At 61.8% G+C, this 14188-nt stretch carries 15 protein-coding genes; 13 read left to right on the top strand and 2 right to left on the bottom strand.

All coding sequences use genetic code 11. The features are described from left to right. Positions 1–84 precede the first annotated feature (84 nt). Positions 85–2463 carry an efflux RND transporter permease subunit gene (locus V8Z65_RS09015; protein WP_338723895.1) on the bottom strand — a complete coding sequence of 793 codons (2379 nt, stop codon included), beginning with the start codon at positions 2461–2463 and terminating at the stop codon, positions 85–87. 161 nt (positions 2464–2624) lie between these two features. After that, positions 2625–3506 (bottom strand): NAD(P)H-binding protein, encoded by an 882-nt coding sequence (locus tag V8Z65_RS09010; RefSeq protein ID WP_338723893.1) that lies wholly within the window; start codon positions 3504–3506, stop codon positions 2625–2627. A 157-nt stretch (positions 3507–3663) separates the two neighbouring features. Between V8Z65_RS09010 and V8Z65_RS09005 the strand changes: the two genes are divergently transcribed. The 13 genes from V8Z65_RS09005 (at position 3664) to V8Z65_RS08945 (ending at position 14112) form a co-directional block, all read left to right on the top strand. Next, positions 3664–4071: a helix-turn-helix domain-containing protein gene (locus tag V8Z65_RS09005; protein ID WP_338723892.1), complete on the top strand. Its 408-nt coding sequence runs from the start codon at positions 3664–3666 to the stop codon at positions 4069–4071. Position 4072: 1 nt separating this feature from the next. Further along, on the top strand, positions 4073–4432 hold the full coding sequence (locus tag V8Z65_RS09000; protein WP_338723891.1) for a bleomycin resistance protein: 360 nt from the start codon (positions 4073–4075) through the stop codon (positions 4430–4432). Between the two features lie 97 nt (positions 4433–4529). Beyond that, complete coding sequence (gene gyrA / locus V8Z65_RS08995) at positions 4530–7337, top strand: DNA gyrase subunit A (protein WP_338723890.1); 2808 nt, start codon at positions 4530–4532, stop codon at positions 7335–7337. A gap of 76 nt (positions 7338–7413) precedes the next feature. After that, positions 7414–8031 (top strand): LysE family translocator, encoded by a 618-nt coding sequence (locus V8Z65_RS08990; protein ID WP_338723889.1) that lies wholly within the window; start codon positions 7414–7416, stop codon positions 8029–8031. Beyond that, a complete protein-coding gene (locus tag V8Z65_RS08985; protein ID WP_338723887.1) occupies positions 8031–8501 on the top strand; it encodes a GNAT family N-acetyltransferase in 471 nt (156 codons plus the stop codon). The genes V8Z65_RS08990 and V8Z65_RS08985 overlap by 1 nt, the downstream gene beginning before the upstream one ends. After that, entirely contained in the window at positions 8494–9738 is a 1245-nt protein-coding gene (locus tag V8Z65_RS08980) for an MFS transporter (RefSeq protein ID WP_338723886.1), read from the top strand. Before V8Z65_RS08985 ends, V8Z65_RS08980 begins: the two co-directional genes overlap by 8 nt. Positions 9739–9770: 32 nt before the next feature. Further along, entirely contained in the window at positions 9771–10265 is a 495-nt protein-coding gene (coaD, locus tag V8Z65_RS08975; RefSeq protein WP_338723885.1) for a pantetheine-phosphate adenylyltransferase, read from the top strand. After that, positions 10262–10843, top strand: a complete 582-nt coding sequence (locus V8Z65_RS08970) for a peptidylprolyl isomerase (RefSeq protein WP_338723884.1) — start codon at positions 10262–10264, stop codon at positions 10841–10843. The genes coaD and V8Z65_RS08970 overlap by 4 nt, the downstream gene beginning before the upstream one ends. Before the next feature lie 186 nt (positions 10844–11029). After that, the gene (locus V8Z65_RS08965; protein WP_338723882.1) at positions 11030–11542 is read left to right on the top strand and encodes a peptidylprolyl isomerase; all 513 of its coding nucleotides are present in this window, start codon (positions 11030–11032) and stop codon (positions 11540–11542) included. A 4-nt stretch (positions 11543–11546) separates the two neighbouring features. Next, on the top strand, positions 11547–11930 hold the full coding sequence (locus V8Z65_RS08960) for a hypothetical protein (RefSeq protein ID WP_338723881.1): 384 nt from the start codon (positions 11547–11549) through the stop codon (positions 11928–11930). Positions 11931–11979: 49 nt separating this feature from the next. Further along, complete coding sequence (locus tag V8Z65_RS08955) at positions 11980–12345, top strand: hypothetical protein (RefSeq protein ID WP_338723880.1); 366 nt, start codon at positions 11980–11982, stop codon at positions 12343–12345. Between the two features lie 64 nt (positions 12346–12409). After that, entirely contained in the window at positions 12410–13489 is a 1080-nt protein-coding gene (gene queA / locus V8Z65_RS08950; protein ID WP_338723879.1) for a tRNA preQ1(34) S-adenosylmethionine ribosyltransferase-isomerase QueA, read from the top strand. Beyond that, entirely contained in the window at positions 13486–14112 is a 627-nt protein-coding gene (locus tag V8Z65_RS08945) for an exopolysaccharide biosynthesis protein (RefSeq protein ID WP_338723878.1), read from the top strand. The genes queA and V8Z65_RS08945 overlap by 4 nt, the downstream gene beginning before the upstream one ends. Positions 14113–14188 lie beyond the last annotated feature (76 nt).

The following is a 14188-nucleotide window of genomic DNA, read 5'->3' as shown; positions in this document are numbered from 1 at the left end:
GAAAGTGATCATGCCACGAGCGGTCCGGCCGGAATCACCGGCACAATGGTAGCTTTTGCGGGTGGTTTGCGGCAAGCGCCTGCATTACGGGCGGCGCTCCGCCCTGATGCGGGTATCGGTATTGCCGACCGGATCGTCGGGCGTGGCGACATGATCGGCTGTTTGAATGCGAATGCTGGTGAGGTTTTCCAGCCAACGCGATGTGGCCACCAGCAGTGAGGGCAACATGAACAGATCGCCCACCAGAGCCAGGGACAGCGAGAGCACGAACAGGGTCCCGAACAGAGCAACCTGGGGCAGCTCGGAGAAGGCGACAATGACCGTGCCGGCACACAGGATGACCGTGGTGGCCACGATGGCGCCGCCGATGCGACGCAGGGTGTGCTGAACTGAGTCCAGATGCCCGCGCTGCTCCTCGCGGCGGCCATGCATATAGTGCGAAAGCATGTGAATAGTGTCGTTGACAGCAATGCCGAAAGCGATGGTCAGGGCCATGACCGTGGTCAGCTGCAGACCCGAACCAGTGGCCCAGAGCCAGGCCTGCGTGCCCAATATGGGAAACATATTGGGCACGGCGGAAATCAGGGCCATGCGCAGGGAGCCAAAGGCAAAGCCGATCAGCACCAGATTGAGAAGCACGCTGGCCGCGAGCGAAATCTGCAGAGAGCGGACGATATCGTCCGTGGCGAAAGTGGTGAGGATGCGGAAGCCGCCAAGCTCGGCTTCGGGAATGCCGGCCTCGACAATTCTGCTTTCGATGCGGGCCACCATGTCCTTGAGGGCCTGGCTTTCAAGAATGGTCGGCATGAATCCGGTCACCAATGCCTGGCTGCCGTCCTCGGTGATGAAGCGCTTGCGCATGAAGGGGCCGACGGCATCGAAGACCTCTTCGCGGGTGAAGCCGCTATCGGTGTAATTGGTCAGGCTGGCGGCGGAGATGACCTTGTTCTCGCCGAGTTCGGATTCGACGATTTCGTGGACCTTCCGGATCGTTTCGAAATCCTCCGGCCCCACATTGGGATTCATCTCCTTGAGCGGCACACGCACATAGAGCGGGGCGACGCCGCCGACACCTTCATCGATACTCTCGGCCGTGGTCAGCGCGGTGGAATCCTTGGCCATGAAATCTTCAAACGAGAAGCGCGGCTGGATGAGGAAGAAGGGCACAATGAGCAGGATAGTGACGAGTACGGCCATGACGCTGACCGGGCGGCCGAATTTCATGGCCAGGCCCAGGGCCGCCGGGACCGGCGCATTCAGCGCGAAATTGGGCGCCTTGGGCAGCTTGAAGCCGAGGCGGATGGCCAGCTTGAGCAGTAGCGGCATGACCGTCATCAGGCAGACGAACATGATGGCGCAGCCTGCGGCGCCGGCCAGCGCGAATTCCTGCACGCCCTGGCCCGGCGACACATAGAGCGAGGCAAAGGCCACAAGCGTGGTCAACGTGGTCAGGGAGGTTGCCGGGCCGACCAATTTCAGCGTGGTATCGACCGCCTTGTTCGGCTCCATGCCGTCACGCCAATAGGCGAGCCAGTTGAAAATGAAAAACATGGATTCGGCAAAGGCCATGACCAGCACCAGCGTGGTGACGATGATGGTGAGGAACGAGAAGGAGCCGAATAGCAGCAAGACCGTGCCGATGGACCACATGACGGCGACAAAGGGCGTTGCGGCAACGATGATTGCGCCCCAGAAGGAGCGCAGCGCGAAAAGCGCGATGAAGGCGCCGAGGCCGAAGCCGTAGACGGTGAACTTGATCTGGTCGTCGACCGCCGCATTGAGCATTTCCGAGGTCCAGACCGGCGGGCCGGTCAGCTCGATATCGAGGCCGGAACCGTCATACCAGGCAAGGGTTTCGCGCAGGCTGGCGATCATCGCCTTGGCGCCGTTCTGCCGCACCAGATCCTGATTGGGGAACATGATGAGCACCACGCCGGTAAGGTCAGGCGTGATCAGGTTGCGCATCATGGGGTCGTTCTGCTGCAAATCCATCAGCGCCATGGCGACTTCGTCGGCATTGAGCATGCCCTCGGGCACGGCGGGCACAGAACCGCCGGTTCCATTGGGTTTGCGCAGGGTGAAGGGCGACATGGTGCCCACGGCGTAGTCGTTGAGTTCGAGGTCGAAGGCGAGGTTGCGGATTTCCTCGAGCACGTCCGGATCGACCAGATTGGGCGAATTGACCAGGACATAGATATCGTTCTCGAAAGTGCCGAAGGTCTTCGAGAGATTGTCATAGGCGTCGTAATAGTGCCCGGAATGGGCATAGACCCGCAGCAGGTCGCCATCGACATTGGCGCGCGGGATCTGCCAGAAGCAGAGAATGGAGAAGATCAGCACGATTACGGCCATAACGCGCGGATAGCGCAGTGTGGCGACGCCGAGATATTCGAAACCGAAGCCAATGGATCGCCTGGACGTCAACCAATCGACCAGACGTGACACGACAGAACCCGAAGACACCAGCACCCGACTCCCCCTTGGGCGGCAATTGGTTCGATTTTGTACGGGTTTGAGTCAAACCCGTCCAGCTATCGGCCAGCCTGGCTGGTGATGTGGTTTATCAGGGGGACGATATTTGTGGTCCGCGGCGTGCCGCGGACCTTGTTTGACAGCGAGGCCTATCAGCCCTGCAGGGCGGCCCGATTGGCGGCCAGGAAGTCGGCAAAGGCCTGCGGTTTGCGGCCCGAATAGCGTTCGACGACATTGGTGACCACGCCATGATGCCCGGTTACAGCATCGCGCTGGAAGGCGAGGAGCGCTTCGGCAAAGCCCTCGGGCAGGCCGGCCGCGACCATGCCGGCCTTGAGGTCGGCAGGGGTGAGCGGGATGACGGCGACTGGCTTGCCGGTGAGCTCGGAGGTGATGGCGGCGCGCTCCAGATTGGTGACGGGAGCGGGGCCGGTGACATCCTCAAGGGTCTTGCCCTGGGCCAAAAGCAAGGCGCCGGCAGCGGCGCGCGCGGCGTCGGCGCGGGTCACATAGCTGGTGCCGCGATCCCCGATCAGGCCGAAGAGCTGTCCCGAGGCAACAGCCTGGGGCAGGTCCGTCAGGTTGTTTTCCGCATACATGTGATTGCGCAGAATGGTGAAATCGAGCCCGGAAGCAGCGATGGCGATTTCGGTCCAGAAATGCTCGGGATTGAGGCCGGCGTCGGCGTCGGGCCGTGCGGCGGGCGCCGAGGTGTAGACGATATGTTTGACGCCGGCGGCTTTTGCGGCGTCCACCGCTGCGGTCTGTTGCGCGACACGGGTGCCGATGCCATCGGTCGAAACGATCAACAGGCGTTCCACGCCGGCGAAAGCGGCGGGCAGGGAGGCGGGGTCGTTGAAATCCACCTTGCGGATATCGACGCCCTTGGCGGCCAGGTCCGACAGCTTGGAGGGGTCACGTGTGCCGGCGATGATCCTGGTGGCGCCGCGCGCCAGCAGTTCCTCGACGGCAAGGCGACCGAGATTGCCGGAGGCGCCGGTCACGAGAAGAGGGGAATTGGCGAAGTCTGTCATTATTATCTCCAGCATAAGGAACCGATCTTTCGATATCCGCCATTGCACTGCACTATAGCGGAGAGTAAGTATCGAAAAGTGAGTGCCTATCTAGTCGTCGCTGGAAACCGAGAAAAGGAGGCACTTTTTCGGGAATAGATTACCTGGAGGTAAGTGCATGCTGGATACGACCGACCAAGCGGCTTTGTTTGTCGAGAAATGGAACGAGGCGACCAGCGTCAGCCAAACTGGCACCTGCCCGGTGCGTAACGTACTCGACAAGATCGGGGACAAGTGGAGCATGCTGATCGTGATGCACCTGGCGGCGGCCCCGAAGCGCTTCAACCAATTGCACCGGGAAATTCCTGACATTTCGCAGAAAATGCTGACGCAGACATTGCGCGACCTGCAACGGGATGGATTGGTGGCCCGGCGGGTATTCGACACCAAGCCGCCCTCGGTGGAGTATCGACTGACAGAATTGGGGCAGTCACTGATCGTGCCCTTCGGTTACCTGATCGAATGGGCCAATGAGAGCATCCCCGATATCGAGAAGGCGCGCGAAAGATTTGACGAGGCGGCCTGACATGCCCGATCAAGCCACTCCCAACCTGCCGGCCCGCGACTTTGATGCGACGGAAGGCTTCTATGCCGCCCTCGGGTTTGAGCGCAGCTATCGGGACCCTAACTGGATGATTTTGCGGCGCGGCTCGCTGATCATCGAGTTTTTCCTTTATGTCGAGCTCGATCCTGCTGTCAGCGCCTTCGGCTGCTGCCTGCGGCTCGACGATGTCGACGACTTCTTCAAGAGGTGCCAGGCGGCCGGGATTCCCGAGCGAAACACCGGCTGGCCGCGGCTCATCAAGCCCAAGGTCCAGCCCTGGGGCGGCCGCGTGGGGTATCTGGTCGATCCGGACTGTTCGCTGTTGCGTCTCATCCAGAATTGAGCGGCGCCGCTCTCCACAGGCCAATGCCCCGAAAATTGGCAATCCGCGCCGGAATCGCCTATCTATCGGGGAACAAGAACCAACGTAGAATCACCCCGTGACAGATACGCCTGATGATGTGAGTGGCGGAGCTTCTTCCTCCGACATCGCCCCGATCTTTATCACCGAGGAAATGCGCAAGAGTTATCTCGATTACGCCATGAGCGTGATCGTGAGCCGCGCGCTGCCCGATGTACGGGACGGGCTCAAGCCGGTGCACCGGCGCATCCTGTTCTCGATGAGCGAGAATGGCTACGAATATAACAAGCCCTTCCGCAAATCGGCCCGCGTGGTCGGCGACGTGATCGGTAAATATCACCCGCATGGCGACAGTGCCGTCTATATGGCGCTGGTGCGCATGGCCCAGGAGTTCTCCATGGGCCAGATGCTGGTGGAAGGCCAGGGCAATTTCGGCTCGGTCGATGGAGATATGCCCGCGGCCATGCGTTACACCGAAGTGCGCATGCAGCGGATCACCAATTCGCTGCTGGACGATCTCGACAAGGATACGGTCGATTTTCGCGAGAACTATGACGGCTCGGAAAAGGAACCGACGGTTCTGCCGGCGCGCTTCCCCAACATGCTGGTCAATGGCGGCGGCGGCATCGCGGTGGGCATGGCCACCAATGTGCCGACCCACAATCTGACCGAGACGATCAATGCGGCGCTGGCGGTGCTCGATAATCCGTTCGCCACGACCGAAGAACTGCTCGAGCACCTGCCGGGCCCCGATTTCCCCACCGGTGGCATCATTCTGGGCCGTGCGGGTATTCGCCAGGCTTATGAGACCGGGCGTGGATCGATCATCGTGCGCGGACGCTCGAGCATCGAGGAGGTGCGCAAGGAACGTGAAGCCATTGTCATCACCGAGATTCCCTATCAGGTGAACAAGGCTTCGCTGGTCGAAAAGATTGCCGAACTGGTGCGCGACAAGCGGGTCGAAGGCGTGGCGGACCTGCGCGACGAATCCAGTCGCGAAGGCATGCGCATCGTGGTCGAGGTCAAGCGCGATGCGCTGCCTGACGTGGTGCTGAACCAGCTCTATCGCTTTACGCAGTTGCAGAGTTCGTTCGGCTGCAATTTCGTGGCGCTCAATGGCGGCAAGCCGGAGCTGATGAATCTCAAGCAGATACTGGACGCTTTTATTGCTTTCCGTGAGGAAGTGGTTACGCGTCGTGCCCGGTTCCTGCTCAACAAGGCGCGCGATCGTGCCCATGTGCTGGTCGGCCTTGCTGTGGCCGTGGCCAATATCGACGAGGTCATTGCGCTGATCCGCACGGCGCCCGATCCGGCGACGGCGCGCGAGCAGTTGATGACCCGGCGCTGGCCTGCCGCCGATGTGGCGCCGCTGATCAAGCTGATCGACGATCCGCGCCACCGGATCAATGAGGATGGCACGTTCAACCTCTCCGAAGAGCAGGCCAGGGCTATCCTCGAGTTGCGCCTGGCCCGCCTGACGGCGCTGGGCCGGGATGAAATCGGCGATGAGCTCAATGGCCTTGGTGCTGAGATCGAGGATTATCTCGACATTCTGCGCAGCCGCGAGCGGGTGCGCGCGATCATTCGGGAAGAACTGGAGGCGATCCGCGAGCAGTTCGGTACGGCCCGCCGCACCGAAATTTCCGATCACGCCGCCGATTTCGACGATGAAGACCTGATCGCGCGCGAAGACATGGTCGTGACCGTCAGCCATGGCGGCTATATCAAGCGCGTGCCGCTTTCGACCTATCGGGCGCAGAACCGCGGCGGCAAGGGCCGCTCGGGCATGGCGACGCGCGACGAGGATTTCGTGGCGCGGCTGTTTGTGGCCAATACACATACGCCGGTGCTGTTCTTCACCAGCCGTGGCATCGCCTATAAGCTCAAGGTGTGGCGTTTGCCGCTGGCGGCCGCCAATGCGCGCGGTAAGGCGCTGATCAATATCCTGCCGCTCGAACAGGGCGAACGGATCACCTCGATCATGCCGCTGCCGGAGGACGAGAGCTCCTGGGGCAATCTGGACATCATGTTTGCCACGACGCGCGGCACAGTGCGGCGCAATTCGCTGGCTGACTTTGTCGAAGTGCGCCAGAACGGCAAGATCGCCATGAAGCTCGACGAGGGTGATGCAATCGTCGGCGTCGAGACCTGCACGGTGAACAATGACGTGCTGATGACCACGGCGCTTGGCCAGGCGATCCGCTTCCGCGTGGATGATGTGCGCCTGTTCAAAGGCCGCGATTCCATGGGCGTACGCGGCATTCAGCTTGCCGAAGGCGATACGGTCATTTCCATGGCCATTATCAACCATTCGGACGCCACTGCCGAAGAGCGCGCTGCCTATCTCAAGATGAGCCGCGCCCTGCGGGGTGAGGACGAGGCGGACGAGGCAGGGTCGGATGAGGGCGACGTGGTGGCCGGTGCGCTGCCGCAGGACCGCTATGCGCTGATGAGCGCGACCGAGCAGTTCATCCTGACCGTCTCTGAAAATGGCTATGGCAAGCGCACTTCGAGTCACGAATACCGGATCACCGGGCGGGGCGGCAAAGGCATCGTGGCTATGGCCGTGAACAAGCGGAACGGCAATCTGGTGGCCAGCTTCCCGGTGGAGGATGAAGACCAGATCATGCTGATCAGCGATGGCGGGCAGACCATTCGCCTGCCGGTGGGCGGCGACAAGCCGATCCGCATCGTTGGCCGCTCCAGCCAGGGGGTTATCGTGTTTGACACGGCCGAGGACGAAAAGGTCGTCTCGGTCGAGCGGATCAGCGAACCGGAGGCCGAAGAGGGCGATTTGCCGCCTGAGGCATCGGCGGGCGGTGCGCCGGATACGCCACCGGAAATGGGGGGCGACCAAGGCACCCCGACCGGGCCGGATGGCGAGTAGTTGAAAGGGGCGCTTCGGCGCCCCTTGTCATTTCCCGATTGTCGTGGCTTGCTCAGTCGTCAAAGGAGTCCTTGCCATGATCGATACCGCAATCGTGTTGCCTTATATATTGGCGTGTCTGCTTTTTTCGCTGGTGCCGGGGCCGTCTGTGTCCGTGGTGGTGGCCAACTCGCTTGCGGGGGGCACCCGTGCGGGTCTGCTGACCATTCTCGGCACGGAGATCAGCATGTTGAGCATGGTATTCATCGTTGCCCTGGGGCTCGATGCGGTGATGACCTTCGTTTCGGGCGCCTTTGAAATCATCAAGCTTGCCGGGGCGGCCTATCTGGTCTGGATCGGCTGGCGCATGTTCACGGCGCGCGGCCACCTGGAGCTGGAGCCGGGGCGCCGCAAGTCGGAACTGCGCTATATCTGGCAGGGTGCGCTGGTCAATTGGTCCAATCCCAAGACCCTGCTGTTTCTGTCGGCCTTCCTGCCGCAATTCGTGAACCTGTCGCGGCCCGCTTTCGGGCAGATCATGGTGCTCGGGCTCATCGTCATGGCGGTGGCAACGCTGACCGACGCGGTCTATGCCCTGGCCGCCGGCCGGGCCCGCCATGTGCTGACCGCAGCGCGGGTCCGGATGGTCAGCCGGATTTCCGGCGTGTTGCTGATGGCGGGGGGCGTCTGGCTGGCGTTGCAAAAGAAGGCCTGATGGAGATCAGGGATCTACGCGACGCCCCGGAATTCTTCGCCCTCGTTGCCGATCGGATATGGAATGCCTGGTGGAGACCGGGTGGCGCGGCGCTCTCTCATGTGGAGGAGGCGCTGCGGGCAGTCGTCTCTGCCGGATTGTTCCCGTTCACATTGGTGGCGAGCGAGCAGGGCAGGTTTGCCGGGACGGTGACGGCCATTGAGCGCGATATTCCGGCGCGACCGGACATCGGACCTTGCATTGCCGCCCTGTGGGTGGAGCCGGAAGCCCGAGGACAAAAGGCGGGCCGCCTGATGACGAAACTGGCGATGGAGCGGTTGCGCCTTGCTGGCTACAGGTCCGCCTATCTGGGCGCTCGCCCCGCTTTGCGATCCTATTATGTGGCCGGTGGATGGACCTTATGCGAAGAGCAGGTCGGGTCCGATGGACTGGACCTGTTTCATATTGGCCTGGAGTGTGCTGGTGACTAAATCCGCGGATGCAGCGGCGGTGGGCCAAAAGACTGAGGCGACCGGATATCGGGCGCTGTTGCGGCTGCCTTTGCCCCGGCGATTGGCGCTGGCGAGCGTGCCGGCCGATTTTTCGGACTGGCTCGACTATGCGGCGGTGATCGCGCTGGTTGTCTTCGCCTGGGACGAGGGGCCGTTCATTATGGCACTGCTGGCCCTGGCCCTGAGCTTGCCCTATGTGCTGGTTGGCCCCTTCGTGGCCGTTATTGTTGATCGGGTGCCGATTCGCAGGGTGCTTGTCATCAGCAATCTGGGACGTGGCCTGGCGACCCTGGCCTTTGCTTTCACCGACCAGACTTTCATGCTGCTCGCCCTGGTATTTGTGCGCGGCAGCATCGATTCCGCCTTTACGCCGGCGCGGCAGGCCGCCATTCAGGCCAGCACGCCGGAGGACCTGCGCGGCTATGCCAATGGCCTGCATCAGGCGATCAACCAGACCTCCAAGATCGCCGGGCCGGCGATAGGGGGCTTGTTGCTGGCTATCTGGCCGCCACAGCTGGTGTTCATGTTCAATGCGTCGCTTTCGCTGCTGGCGACCCTGATCGTATTGACCCTGGCGCTGCCCGCCCGCGCGGCCTCTACAGAAGCCAGGCAGACGTTCTTTGCAGAATCGCTCAAGGGCGTTGCTGAATTCGGGCGCAGCAAACGCCTGCTGGTTGCGCTGATCTTTTCGTCCTGCGCCTATTTCGCGTTCTTCCTATATGACGCGCTGATAGCGCTGTTGGCGGAAGGGTTCGGTTTCGACGCAACGGCTTTCGGTCTTTCCATTGCCGCCTCGGGTCTGGGGGGATTGGTGGGCGCGCTGACGGCCGGCCGAATAGCTGCGGATCGCCCCATCCTGTCCATGTCGCTGGCAGCGGTGGTGTCGGGCGTGGCAACGGCGCTGGTGGCCAGCCTGGCCATGCTGGGCTGGTCCATGCCACTGGCCGTCTTCCTGCTTGTGCTTTGCTTTATGGGTGCGGCGACCGCCTTTATGCTGGTGCCTTACCGCACCATTGTACAACGTGAGGCGCCGCCGGACCGCATCGCACGGGTTTTTGCAGCGGGCGAGGCGGTGATCGTTGGCTCGATGCTCAGTGCGCCGCTTATCGGTAGCGCCATTGCCAGCCATTGGGGCACACCGGCAGCGTTTCTTGCCGGTGGCGTGGTGCTTATTTGCCTGGGGGTGGTCACGCTTGTCTTCATGCGGCGCTCGTGACAAAAGCCAATACAATAGCATGGGAGGCGCGCATGTCCGGACTGGTGGGGTTTTATCCAGGATCGTTCGATCCACTCACCAATGGCCACCTCGATGTCATCGAGCGCGCCTGCAAGCTGGTCGATACGCTGGTGGTGGCCGTGGGCATCAGCGCGACCAAGAAGAACCCGCTTTTCACCCATGAGGACCGGATCGAAATCCTCAAGCAGGTGCTGCCTGCCATCGGGACGCGAACCAATACGGCGTTCAGGATCGTCGATTTTTCGGGGCTGATGGTGCAGGCGGCACGCGACAATGGCGCCAAGCTGATTATTCGCGGCCTGCGCGACACGACCGACTATAATTATGAGATGCAGATGGTGGGCATGAATGCGCAGATGGCGCCGGACCTGCAGACTGTCTTCCTGCCATCCAGCCCGCCGGTGCGGCATATCTCGGCCACATTGGTGCGGCAAATCGCAGAGATGGGCGGTGACATTTCCGCCTTTGTTCCCCAAATCGTTCTCAAGGCTCTTCAGAACAAATGATCAAGCTGTCCCGCCGTATCTTCGCTGCGCTCGCCCTGAGCGCGGTAATCGCCGCGCCCACCTTTGCCCAGGAGGGTAAGCCGCATCTGATCCTGACGCTTGAAGACGGCTTGGTCGATATCGAGCTTCTACCTGAACTGGCTCCCAAGCATGTCGAGCGCGTTATCGCCCTGACCGAGGCGGGCGAATATGACGGGGTGGTGTTTCACCGCGTGATCGATGGCTTCATGGCCCAGACCGGCGATGTCGCCAATGGCGATTCCACCGATCCGTCCTACAATCTGGCCATGGCCGGCACTGGCGGCTCGGAGCTGCCCGACGTCGAAGCCGAGTTCAACTCGGAAAGCTTCCAGCGCGGCGTTGTAGGTGCAGCGCGTTCGCAGAACCCGGATTCGTTCAATTCGCAGTTCTTCATCACCTATGCCGATGCGAGCTTCCTTGATGGCCAATACACCGTGTTCGGCAAGGTTGTCTCGGGCATGGAAGCGGTCGATGCCCTGGAAAAGGGTCCGCAGGAGATGAATGGCGCGGTGGCCAATCCGGACAAGATCGTCTCGGCCAAGATCGAATATAAGTAAGGCGACATTCCGCTGCCCATCGAGGCGGGATCAAGGGTGTGGAGCGCCCGACGAGCATCGCGCCTCGGGGGCCACGCGACACCTTTGCTCCGATGGGGCGAAGCGGGCGCGGTGTGCTTCCAGGCTTGCACCGCGCCGCCAATCGCCTTACATCCCGGCCACATTCTGAACCGAAAGAGACCTCTCATGGCCTATGCAGATCCCGAAAACACGCTCGTCGTTGAAACCACCAAGGGCAAGTTCGTCATTGCCATGAAGCCCGACGTGGCGCCGGGCCATGTCGATCACATCAAGAAGCTGGCGCGCGAAGGCGCTTACGATGGCGTGGTGTTTCACCGTGTGATCGAGGGTTTCATGGCCCAGACGGGCGACGTCAAGTTCGGCAATTCCAATCTGCCCGAATTCAACCCCTCGCGCGCCGGTACCGGCGGTTCGAAATATCCGAACCTGAAGCAGGAATTCAACGCCGAACCGCATAAGCGCGGGACGGCATCGATGGCCCGTGCGCAGGATCCGAACAGCGCCAATTCGCAATTTTTCATCTGCTTTGAAGATGCACCCTTCCTGAACCGCCAATATACTGTGTGGGGCGAGGTCATTGAGGGCATGGAAAATGTCGACCAGATCAAGCGCGGCGAGCCGGTCGTCGATCCGGACAAGATGGTTTCGGTCAAGGTCGCTGCCGATATCGCTGAATAGGCTTTTGCTGGCGGCCTTGGTCGCCAGCCTCTCGGCCGTTCCGGCTTCGGCGACGCAATGGATGTATTGCACCGATGCCGAGGCCAATACCGAGGTCGGACTGCTGCTGGGCACGGCCGGCGGGTTTGGCGGCATTGGCGCCAATATGCGTCACCGAACCCGGCACTGGACCACTGACCTTGCCTATGGGGATGGGGCGATCTTCACCATCGGGCAGGGCTTTGCCGACGACCAGGGCATGAAGGTCGATTTCTACGACGAAATCGTCAATCTGCCGGTTGCGGAGCTCAGGCTGTCCCATGCCGAAGAAGCCGGAGAGCATGTCTTTGCCGGCACGCTCAGGATTATCGGTCTGGGCGTATGGGCGGTCTCGTGTGGTGAAGGCTAAGTCCTGCCTCTTCGTGACCGCGGTCACGCTCCTTGCGGCTCCCGCGGCCATGGCGGTTGACACGGTATCGTGCGCCGACGCAGCGGGCGAGATCGCCTTTACCTACACATTGGGTGAGGCCCTGGTGCAGCCGGTGCTGAGCGTCGAGATGCAGTTGACCGGCGATTATGGTCTCTCCACCCAGCCCGATCACCCCGACCATGACGGCGAATACATCTCGCGTGGCTTTGTCGGAGATGATGTGGAAGGGGCCGATGTGTCCTGGAAGGACGAGAACGGATACGAGCACCTGGCCATGAGTTTTCGCATCGGCCGGGTCTATGAGGCCCGACAGGCGCTGGTGGGTGGCGTGGTCGCCGTTGCCGCCGGCGGGCTATGGACGGTCAAGTGCCGGTCAAGCGAGCTGGGACAGTAGGTCGCGCAACGGCTGTGCGCCGAACCCCGTTTCCGTGACTGCGGACCCATGCTAACGAGCGACCATGCGTGTTTCAGAATTTGACTTCGACCTTCCCGAAAACCTGATTGCCCTGCACCCGGCGGAGCCGCGCGATAGTGCGCGGCTGCTGGTGGTGCGGCCCGGCGAGCCCTTCGGGGACAGGCACATACCCGATCTCAAGACATTGCTGCGGCCTGGGGACGTGCTGGTGGTCAATGATACCAGAGTGCTGCCGGCCGAACTCAAGGGTATCCGCCTGCGCGGCGATCTGCGGGCCAATGTCTCGTTCAACCTGCACAAGCGCGTGGATGCCAAGACCTGGCGGGCCTTTGCCCGGCCGGCCAAGAAGTTGCATCTGCTCGATCGGCTGGAGCTGGGTAACGGCACCGCCGAACCGCTGATTGCCCGCGTTGCGGGAAAGGGCGAGACCGGCGAAGTGACGCTGGAATTCGAGCTGGGCGGGGCGCAGCTTGATGAAGCGATCAAATCGCACGGGGCCATGCCCCTGCCGCCCTATATCGGGGCCAAGCGCGCTTTGGAGGAGCGCGACAAGATCGATTATCAAACGGTCTATGCGGCAGAAGACGGCGCGGTAGCGGCACCGACGGCGGGCCTGCATTTTACCGAGAAGCTGCTTCAGGAACTGTCTGATCTCGGTGTGGATATGGAGCGGGTGACGCTGCATGTAGGTGCGGGCACGTTTCTGCCGATGAAGGCGGACGATACCGACGACCATGTGATGCATTCGGAATGGGGCGAGATCGACCAGGCGACCGTCGAGCGCATCAATGCGCGGCGCCAGGCGGGCGGGCGGGTGATCGCGGTGGGCACGACGAGCTTGAGGCTGCTCGAGACGGCATCACGCGCCACGGGCGAGTTAAGGCCCTTTATCGGGGATACCGATATTTTCATCACGCCCGGTTTCCGGTTCCGGACGGTGGATGTGCTGATGACCAATTTCCACCTGCCCAAATCGACCTTGTTCATGCTGGTGAGCGCCTTTTCGGGGCTCGAGACCATGAAGGCCGCCTATGCCCACGCCATTGCCAATGGCTATCGCTTCTACTCCTACGGGGATTCCTCGCTATTGCATCGGGCGCCACATCCAGAGGATGAGGCGTGACCGAGCACGCCGCGCCGATCACGCGCTATACGCGCCGTATCGCGTCGGCGCTTACGCGGGCGGCAGAACAGGAACAGTCGCATATGACGCTGTCGCGACTGGTCATGGTGCTCGGGCCGCGGGCGCATAGGCTGCTGCTGCTTGTCGTTTCCTTGTTCAACATGATCCCCGGGCCGCCGGGCTATGGCGGCACAATTGCCTGGACGACCTGCGCTATTGCCATTGCCATGCTGATGGGGCGGCCGATCCGATTGCCGGGCATTATCGGGGAGCGCAGATTGCCGCTCGGCACCCTGGTTAAAGGTAGTGAACAGGTGGTGAAGGTGGCCGGCATCCTGGCGCGCTTTTCCAAGCCCCGCATGCGCTGGATGACCAGCGCGGCGGCCAATCTGCCCTATGCCGTGCTGGTCATTTGCGTGAGCGTGGTGATGTCGCTGCCGATCCCGTTCATCAATGCCATACCCAATGTTGGACTCTGCATCATTGCTTTTTCGATGCTGAACCGGGACGGCGTGGGGGTTATTGTGGGGCTGGTCGCCACAGCGATTGGGCTTGGGGTGGCCGTCGCCATCTTTGTTGGCGCCTTCCATCTGGGCATGGCCGCCGTGGGCGCGGTGGCGTGACGGGGCTGCTTTGCGATATGGACGGGGCCGGCTCGTTTTTCACGTTTCCGAACCGCAAAACCGTTACCATTTTTGC

Origin of the sequence: Devosia sp. XK-2, assembly GCF_037113415.1 — a bacterium.
GTDB lineage: Bacteria > Pseudomonadota > Alphaproteobacteria > Rhizobiales > Devosiaceae > Devosia.
Note: the sequence above shows the minus strand (reverse complement) of the source record. Positions and strands in the feature narration are given on the sequence as shown.

Bases quoted from the DNA above. Each gene is read 5' to 3' on its own strand.
- V8Z65_RS09010 (WP_338723893.1), bottom strand. From the start codon at position 3,506: ATGACAGACTTCGCCAATTCCCCTCTTCTCGTGACCGGCGCCTCCGGC.
- V8Z65_RS09005 (WP_338723892.1), top strand. From the start codon at position 3,664: ATGCTGGATACGACCGACCAAGCGGCTTTGTTTGTCGAGAAATGGAAC.
- V8Z65_RS09000 (WP_338723891.1), top strand. From the start codon at position 4,073: ATGCCCGATCAAGCCACTCCCAACCTGCCGGCCCGCGACTTTGATGCG.
- V8Z65_RS08990 (WP_338723889.1), top strand. From the start codon at position 7,414: ATGATCGATACCGCAATCGTGTTGCCTTATATATTGGCGTGTCTGCTT.
- V8Z65_RS08985 (WP_338723887.1), top strand. From the start codon at position 8,031: ATGGAGATCAGGGATCTACGCGACGCCCCGGAATTCTTCGCCCTCGTT.
- coaD (WP_338723885.1), top strand. From the start codon at position 9,771: ATGTCCGGACTGGTGGGGTTTTATCCAGGATCGTTCGATCCACTCACC.
- V8Z65_RS08970 (WP_338723884.1), top strand. From the start codon at position 10,262: ATGATCAAGCTGTCCCGCCGTATCTTCGCTGCGCTCGCCCTGAGCGCG.
- V8Z65_RS08965 (WP_338723882.1), top strand. From the start codon at position 11,030: ATGGCCTATGCAGATCCCGAAAACACGCTCGTCGTTGAAACCACCAAG.
- V8Z65_RS08955 (WP_338723880.1), top strand. From the start codon at position 11,980: ATGGCGGTTGACACGGTATCGTGCGCCGACGCAGCGGGCGAGATCGCC.
- queA (WP_338723879.1), top strand. From the start codon at position 12,410: ATGCGTGTTTCAGAATTTGACTTCGACCTTCCCGAAAACCTGATTGCC.